This is a genomic window from Pseudomonas sp. NDM (assembly GCF_003105095.1).
Taxonomy (GTDB): domain Bacteria; phylum Pseudomonadota; class Gammaproteobacteria; order Pseudomonadales; family Pseudomonadaceae; genus Aquipseudomonas; species Aquipseudomonas moraviensis_A.
This window is the reverse complement of record NZ_QETJ01000208.1, coordinates 1-7,342: the sequence shown is the minus strand read 5'-3', so window position 1 is coordinate 7,342 and position 7,342 is coordinate 1. Positions and strand designations below refer to the sequence as shown.

The 7,342-nt window shown below is 58.3% G+C and carries 7 protein-coding genes; 4 read left to right on the top strand and 3 right to left on the bottom strand.

Annotation, left to right across the window (positions count from 1 at the left end; genetic code table 11):
* Positions 1–200 precede the first annotated feature (200 nt).
* On the top strand, positions 201–800 hold the full coding sequence (locus DCO47_RS24570) for an FMN-dependent NADH-azoreductase (protein ID WP_116659113.1): 600 nt from the start codon (positions 201–203) through the stop codon (positions 798–800).
* Between the two features lie 933 nt (positions 801–1,733).
* On the top strand, positions 1,734–2,600 hold the full coding sequence (locus DCO47_RS24560) for a carboxylate/amino acid/amine transporter (RefSeq protein ID WP_065617493.1): 867 nt from the start codon (positions 1,734–1,736) through the stop codon (positions 2,598–2,600).
* A gap of 107 nt (positions 2,601–2,707) precedes the next feature.
* On the opposite strand, the gene DCO47_RS24555 is transcribed toward DCO47_RS24560, so the two are convergent.
* The gene (locus DCO47_RS24555; protein ID WP_042607459.1) at positions 2,708–4,006 is read right to left on the bottom strand and encodes a mechanosensitive ion channel family protein; all 1,299 of its coding nucleotides are present in this window, start codon (positions 4,004–4,006) and stop codon (positions 2,708–2,710) included.
* Between the two features lie 191 nt (positions 4,007–4,197).
* Between DCO47_RS24555 and DCO47_RS24550 the strand changes: the two genes are divergently transcribed.
* The gene (locus tag DCO47_RS24550; protein ID WP_039761006.1) at positions 4,198–5,538 is read left to right on the top strand and encodes a DEAD/DEAH box helicase; all 1,341 of its coding nucleotides are present in this window, start codon (positions 4,198–4,200) and stop codon (positions 5,536–5,538) included.
* 52 nt (positions 5,539–5,590) lie between these two features.
* Here DCO47_RS24550 and DCO47_RS24545 read toward each other — a convergent pair whose 3' ends face one another.
* Together DCO47_RS24545 and DCO47_RS24540 are read right to left on the bottom strand one after the other, a co-directional pair.
* Positions 5,591–5,866 carry a hypothetical protein gene (locus DCO47_RS24545; RefSeq protein ID WP_116659111.1) on the bottom strand — a complete coding sequence of 92 codons (276 nt, stop codon included), beginning with the start codon at positions 5,864–5,866 and terminating at the stop codon, positions 5,591–5,593.
* 89 nt (positions 5,867–5,955) lie between these two features.
* Positions 5,956–6,690 carry a thioredoxin family protein gene (locus DCO47_RS24540; RefSeq protein ID WP_116659110.1) on the bottom strand — a complete coding sequence of 245 codons (735 nt, stop codon included), beginning with the start codon at positions 6,688–6,690 and terminating at the stop codon, positions 5,956–5,958.
* Positions 6,691–6,864: 174 nt separating this feature from the next.
* Here DCO47_RS24540 and DCO47_RS24535 point away from each other — a divergent pair, with 174 nt between their 5' ends.
* Positions 6,865–7,257, top strand: coding sequence for a transcriptional regulator (locus DCO47_RS24535; protein WP_065617438.1), 393 nt, complete (start codon positions 6,865–6,867; stop codon positions 7,255–7,257).
* The last annotated feature ends 85 nt before the right edge of the window (positions 7,258–7,342 follow it).

Below are 7,342 nucleotides of genomic sequence, written 5' to 3'. Positions count from 1 at the left end.
ATAGCGCTGTGTCAGTCGACATGGGTGTATCTGATACACCGCTATCGCGAGCAGGCTCGCTCCCACAGGGGTATGTGGGTTTAGCTTATAAACGAATTTATCGATGGGTTACAGCGGATATTTGCGCTTTTTCATCGATTCGACTCTGTTTAACCTTCACTCCATCGACTTACAACATTCTCGGATGGAGACTACACACCATGTCCCGCGTTCTGATCATCGAAAGCAGTGCCCGCCAGCAAGACTCGGTTTCCCGTCAACTGACCCAGACCTTCATCGCTCAGTGGAAAGCCGCGCACCCTGCCGATCAGATCACTGTGCGTGACCTCGCCTTGAACCCGGTGCCGCATCTGGACGCCAACTTGCTGGGTGGCTGGATGAAACCCGCCGAACAGCGCAACGACAGCGAGCAAGCGTCGCTGGATCGTTCCAACGAATTGACTGATGAGCTGCTCGCCGCCGACGTGCTGGTGATGGCTGCACCGATGTACAACTTTGCAATCCCGAGCACGCTCAAGGCCTGGCTTGACCATGTGCTGCGTGCCGGAGCGACCTTCAAGTACACCGAGACCGGGCCGCAAGGCTTGCTCAATGGCAAGCGTGCCTTTGTGTTGACCGCTCGCGGTGGTGTGTATGCCGGTGGTCCGGCGGATCATCAGGAACCGTATCTGCGTCAGGTGATGGGTTTCATCGGCATCAACGACGTGACCTTTATCCATGCCGAAGGCATGAACCTTGGCGGTGACTTTCAGGAGAAGGGGCTGAATCAGGCCAACGCCAAATTGTCTCAGGTCGCTTGATCGGTTAATCGCCAGATAATCGCTGGATGGTCTAGTGACCTGGCGCAACCCCTTCAAGGTTCCACGCGCATCGAACCTCCCTTTGCACTTTTGCTCCTGAGTGCTGTAGCCCGATTGAACGCTTTAGCGAGATCGGGCTTTTTTTTGTCTGGGTTTTCTTGGCGGCCTTTGGGCCGACCAGGTTCTTGGGGTTTTGGGGGTATATCCGTTTTTTGCGGTGCTGCGGCTGGCGGTTCCGCTCTTACAGCGGGTCACTTTGGCAAACGCCCCAAAGTAACCAAAGGTCTGTGCCCCAACGTTCGGCCCGCTCGCTGGGGCTCGGGGTTCCTTCGCTCCGGGATCGATCCTGGCGCAGCGGCTCCGGTTTGCTTCGCTGCACCTACACTCGCTGTGTACGACTGCGTCGTACGGTCGCTGCGCTCCCCCGCCCGGATCAATCCCTCCACTCAGCCTGCCGACGGGGCGGGTGGATCAAGATCAAGAGCGGTACTCGAGCTTGCGCTCATTGTGTTGAGTGGTGGAGGGCCGGTTTTTGGCTTTTTTGGATTCGATGCGGTATTTCATGTCGGCGTAGCTAGCCCAACCACCTCGGTCAGTCCCCTGTCCCTCCGGGAGAGGGCTAGGGTGAGGGGCTTTTGATCTTTGCAGGCCTGAGTCCAATTCGATATACCAAGTCGGCGTACCTCGACCAGACTCCTCGGTCAGTCCCCTCTCCCTCTGGGAGAGGGCCAGGGTGAGGGGGTTTTTGATCTTTGCAGGACCCGCATTCGGCTCGATATGCCACGTCGGCGTAACTCGACCAAACCCCTCGGTCAGTCCCCTCTCCCTCCGGGAGAGGGTTAGGGTGAGGGGCTTTTGATTCCGGCGCCGTTTGCTGTTGGAGCCTATCCGAAAAACCGCTATCGTCGCCGCCATTCGATTTTCGAGGCGAGCATGGGCTATCTACTTTTTGTCACGCTGATCCAGGCGTTTTCCTTCAGTTTGATCGGCGAGTACCTGGCCGGGCATGTCGACAGTTACTTTGCGGTGCTGGTCCGTGTGGTATTGGCCGGGCTGGTGTTTATTCCGTTGACGCGCTGGCGTTCGGTGGAGCCGGCGTTCATGCGGGGCATGTTGCTGATCGGCGCGTTGCAGTTTGGCGTGACTTACGTCTGCCTGTACCTGAGTTTCCGTGTGCTGACGGTGCCGGAGGTGTTGCTGTTCACCATTCTCACGCCGCTGCATGTGACGCTGATCGAAGACGCGCTGAACCGTCGCTTCAACCCGTGGGCGCTGATTGCCGCGCTGGTGGCAGTCGGCGGTGCGGCGGTGATTCGTTTCGACAGCATCAGTCCGGACTTCTTCATGGGCTTCCTGCTGCTACAACTGGCCAACTTCACCTACGCCGCCGGGCAGGTCCTGTACAAGCATCTGGTGGCCAGGCACCCGAGTGATCTGCCGCATTACCGGCGCTTCGGTTATTTCTACCTCGGCGCATTGGCGGTGGTGCTGCCGGCGTTTCTGTTGTTCGGCAAATCGAACTTTCTCCCGGAAGCACCGCTGCAATGGGCGGTGTTGCTGTTTCTCGGGCTGGTGTCGACGGCGCTGGGCTTGTACTGGTGGAACAAGGGCGCGTGCATGGTCAACGGCGGGACGCTGGCGGTGATGAACAATCTGCATGTACCGGTAGGGTTGTTGTTGAATTTGCTGATCTGGAATCAGCATGAGGAACTGGGGAGATTGTTCCTCGGCGGCAGTGTGATTCTGATGGCGGTGTGGATCAGCCGGTTGGGTATTCGCAAATCCCAGGCCACCGCATAGCCCATGTAGGAGTGAGCCTGCTCGCGATAGCAATTGTTCAGTCGACATCGAGTTGTCTGGACTGGCGCTATCGCGAGCAGGCTCACTCCTACAGTTGGATTCGTGGGTTACATCAGGTGTTTTTCCGGCTCCGGAATATTCGCCGTGCCCAACACCGCCGGCAGCAACCCCGCGCGCAAATCCCCGCCACTTGGCTGTTGATACAGACTCAAGCCAAACTCCGGCAGCACCGCCAGCAGATAATCGAAAATATCCCCCTGAATCCGCTCGTAATCGGCCCACACCGTGGTGCGGGTGAAGCAGTAGATTTCCAGTGGAATGCCCTGGGCGGTGGTCTGCATCTGCCTGACCATGCAAGTCATGTTCGGCTGAATCTCCGGGTGACTCTTCAGATACGCCAAAGCGTAGGCGCGAAAGGTGCCGATATTGGTCATCCGGCGGCGGTTGGCCGACATTGCGGCGACATTGCCCTGCGCTTCGTTCCAGGCCTTGAGCTCGGCTTTCTTGCGGCCCATGTAGTCGGTCAGCAGGTGCACTTGCGAAAGTTTTTCTTCCTCGTCGTCGCGGATGAAGCGCACGCCGCTGGCGTCGATGAACAGGCTGCGCTTGATCCGCCTGCCGCCGGACTGCTGCATGCCGCGCCAGTTCTTGAACGACTCGGACATCAAGCGCCAGGTCGGGATCGAGACGATGGTTTTGTCGAAGTTCTGCACTTTGACCGTGTGCAACGTGATGTCGACCACGTCGCCATCGGCGCCGACTTGCGGCATCTCGATCCAGTCGCCAACCCGCAGCATGTCGTTGCTGGTCAGCTGCACACTGGCGACGAATGACAGCAGGGTGTCCTTGTAGACCAACAGGATCACCGCCGACATCGCACCCAGACCGGACAGCAGCAACAGCGGCGAACGGTCGATCAGGGTGGCGACGATGATGATCGCGCCGAACACGTACAAGACCATCTTCGCCAGTTGCACGTAGCCTTTGATCGAGCGCGTGCGCGCATGCTCGGTGCGCGCGTAGATGTCGAGCAAGGCATTGAGCAGGGCGCTGACCGAGAGCAGCAGGAAGAGGATGGTGAAGGCCAGCGCGACGTTGCCGAGAAAATTCATCGCGGTCTTGCTCAGTTCCGGCACCAGGTGCAGGCCGAACTGGATCACCAGCGACGGCGTCATTTGCGCCAGTCGTTGAAACACCTTGTTATGGCGCAAGTCGTTGATCCAGTGCAGCGCCGGTTGGCGGCCGAGCATGCGGCTGGCGTGCAGGATCAGATAACGCGCCACGCGTCCGAGTACCAGCGCGATGACCAGCAGCACCAGCAGTGCCAGTCCCGATTGCAGCAGCGGGTGCTCTTCGAGTGTGCCCCAGAGGTCCTGGGCTTTGAGCCAGAGCTGTTTGATATCCATGAGCGAAACGTTTCTTCTGTAAGACGCGAGGGCCGATTAGAGCATTTAAGACGCTGTGTATTGCAGCGAGTGACAAATCGGGCAACAAAAAAACCACTGATTGTCGGCGTTTGCACAAAGAAACTCGGCCTGAGCGCTCGAAACCGGTAACCTATGCAGCTGTTTTTTTGCATATCTTCGAGGTAGCACCCGTGTTTTCCCAATTCGCCCTGCACGAACGCCTGCTCAAAGCCGTGGCCGAGCTGAAATTTGTCGAGCCAACGCCTGTGCAAGCCGCGGCCATTCCGCTGGCGCTCCAGGGGCGTGATCTGCGGGTGACGGCGCAAACCGGTAGCGGCAAAACCGCCGCTTTCGTTCTGCCAATCCTCAATCGCCTGATCGGCCCGGCGAAGATTCGCGTCAGCATCAAGACGCTGATCCTGCTACCGACCCGTGAATTGGCCCAGCAGACCCTGAAGGAAGTTGAACGCTTCGCGCAGTTCACTTTCATCAAGTCCGGCCTGATCACTGGCGGTGAAGACTTCAAGGTACAGGCCGCAATGCTGCGCAAAGTGCCGGACATCCTCATCGGCACCCCGGGCCGGATGATCGAGCAGCTCAATGCTGGCAACCTCGACCTCAAAGAAGTCGAAGTGCTGGTGCTCGACGAAGCCGACCGCATGCTCGACATGGGTTTCGCCGAAGACGTGCAGCGTCTGGTCGATGAATGCCCGAACCGTCAGCAGACCATGCTGTTCTCCGCCACCACCGGCGGTTCCGGTCTGCGCGAAATGATCGCCAAGGTCCTGAACAACCCGGAGCACTTGCAGCTCAATGCGGTCAGTCAGCTGAACTCGACGACTCGTCAGCAAATCATCACCGCCGACCACAATCAGCACAAAGAGCAGATTGTGAACTGGTTGCTGGCCAACGAGACCTACCAGAAGGCCATCGTCTTCACCAACACCCGCGCCATGGCCGATCGCATCTACGGCCGCCTGGTGGCCCAGGAATACAAGGCGTTCGTGCTGCACGGCGAGAAAGACCAGAAGGACCGCAAACTGGCGATCGATCGTCTGAAGCAGGGCGGTGTGAAGATCCTCGTTGCCACTGACGTTGCGGCCCGTGGTCTGGACGTCGACGGTCTGGATCTGGTGATCAATTTCGACATGCCACGCAGCGGCGACGAGTACGTGCACCGCATCGGTCGTACCGGCCGTGCCGGCAACGATGGTCTGGCGATCTCGCTGATCTGCCACGGCGACTGGAACCTGATGTCGAGTATCGAGCGCTATCTCAAGCAGAGCTTCGAGCGCCGCACCATCAAGGAAGTCAAAGGCACCTACGGCGGCCCTAAAAAGGTCAAGGCCTCGGGTAAAGCCGTCGGCGTGAAGAAGAAAAAGACCGACGCCAAGGGCGACAAGAAAAAGACCGCCGCCAAGACGCCAACCAAGCGCAAGAGCGTCAACCGTCCAAAGCCGGATTCTCTGGTGAGCAGCGACGGCATGGCCCCGCTCAAGCGTCGCAAGCCAGCAGAACCTGCGGCTGAGTAAGCTTTAGAACGCGCATAAAAAAAACTGGACATTGTCCGGTTTTTTTTCGTCCTCAACTTTCGGCCTTTTTCTCCGCCGAACCCAGTTCCTTCAAACGCTGGTCGATCAACTGGCACTTGTCGGGCACATCAGCGCTGGCCGTCTCCAGATCCATTTTCTGCAACTCGGCGTTGATCTCCTTGGCTTTTTCCGGATTCTGCTCGGTGAGCTTCGAGACTTCCTTGGCCAGTTGTTCGCGTTTGATCGTCGCCTCTTCTGGCGTACAGGCCCAGACGGGCAGGGCGCAGGCGAGAGTGGCGGCGAGGGAGAGCTTGATCAGGATTTTCATGGGCAGGCCTCAGTTCCGGTTAAGGCGGGTTAACCGGTTGAGGGCTGAAGCGTGACAAAAGTTCAGAAACTGTGGGGTCAGCGTTGCGCTCAATCGGCATGACAGCAACTCGACTTCGGCGCACCTTCATACCGATCATGATGCCGCACCCATTCCATTATCTCGTCCTCGTTCCGGCCTTTGGGCGCCAGATCAAGATAGTGGTAAGCGCCAACCAGCATGTCCAGACCGCGTGCGTATGTGGAATAGGTGTGGAAGATCTCGCCTTGTTCATTGCGATAGAACACGCTCAGCCCCGGCATTTCTTCCTCGGCGCTGTCGGTTTTTTCGTAATTGTAGGTAGCCTTGCCCTCAGCGACATCTTCAGCCCGGGCGCAGATGCCGAAGTCGTAGTTGAAGTCGCAACCTTCTGACGAGACCCAGTCGAATTTCCAGCCCATGCGCTGTTTGAATGCCTGAAATTCGCTGAACGGCGCGTGGGAAACGGCGACTACCGCGACATCGTGGTGGGCCAGGTGCTGGTCGGCGCCGTCGATGTGATCGCTGAGGAACGAGCAGCCCTGGCAGCCTTCCTTCCAGCCTTTGGCGAACATGAAGTGATAGATGATCAACTGACTGTGGTTGCCAAACAGGTCGTTGAGCTTGAGCTCGCCGTTCGGCCCCTGGAAATGATAGTCCTTGTCGATTTTTACCCAGGGCAGGGCGCGGCGCTCGGCGCTGAGGCGGTCGCGTTCGCGGGTAAAGGCTTTTTCGTGAGCCAGATGCTGTTGACGGGCGGCGAGCCATTCTTCGCGTGATACCACCGGGTGATTTGCAACGTTCATGACGATGTCTCCTGCGGGATGAGCCGGCTGTTTTGAGACTAGTCGTTCAACGGGCAGGGGAATCGACACACCGCCGGTCGGTCGGCGTGAAAATATGCGGCTGAACGGCTGCGCGGCGCTTGGGTCACAACCTTGAACGCGGCACAAATCACCCGCACCGGAGGTTGAATCAGGATGACGACTTATAACTGGGATTTGATTGAACGTTTGCTGCACGAAGTGCAGAACAGCGCGGGCCACAGCTTCGCTCCCCGCGCTTATGCCGAGGACCATGCGGCCGAGAAAGCCAGCGCCGGCGAGCCGATCGAGAATCTCGATCACCTTAAAACCGTGGCCTGCGATTACGAGAAGCTCCTGCTGGAACGTGGCTTCATCGAGCCGCGTGCGGAGCATGAGGGCAGTACCGGCAATAACTTCAGTCTGACACCGCGTGGCTCCAGCCTGCTGAGCCTGATCGACAGCAGCATTCCCGGCAATGACCACCCGCGTCAGGTGCTGGATGAGCAGGAAGATGCGCTGGATGAAGCGACGTTTGATGAAGTCGCCTCAAAAGCCCAAATTGCCTGACTGACCAACGCCCTCCTGTAGGAGTGAGCCTGCTCGCGATAGCGGTCTGTCAGTTGAATATGTGCTGAATGGATAACCGCTATCG

What these genes read in the sequence shown, in the direction of transcription:
- DCO47_RS24570 (WP_116659113.1), top strand. Translation starts at nt 201, where the DNA reads ATGTCCCGCGTTCTGATCATCGAAAGCAGTGCCCGCCAGCAAGACTCG.
- DCO47_RS24560 (WP_065617493.1), top strand. Translation starts at nt 1,734, where the DNA reads ATGGGCTATCTACTTTTTGTCACGCTGATCCAGGCGTTTTCCTTCAGT.
- DCO47_RS24555 (WP_042607459.1), bottom strand. Translation starts at nt 4,006, where the DNA reads ATGGATATCAAACAGCTCTGGCTCAAAGCCCAGGACCTCTGGGGCACA.
- DCO47_RS24545 (WP_116659111.1), bottom strand. Translation starts at nt 5,866, where the DNA reads ATGAAAATCCTGATCAAGCTCTCCCTCGCCGCCACTCTCGCCTGCGCC.
- DCO47_RS24540 (WP_116659110.1), bottom strand. Translation starts at nt 6,690, where the DNA reads ATGAACGTTGCAAATCACCCGGTGGTATCACGCGAAGAATGGCTCGCC.
- DCO47_RS24535 (WP_065617438.1), top strand. Translation starts at nt 6,865, where the DNA reads ATGACGACTTATAACTGGGATTTGATTGAACGTTTGCTGCACGAAGTG.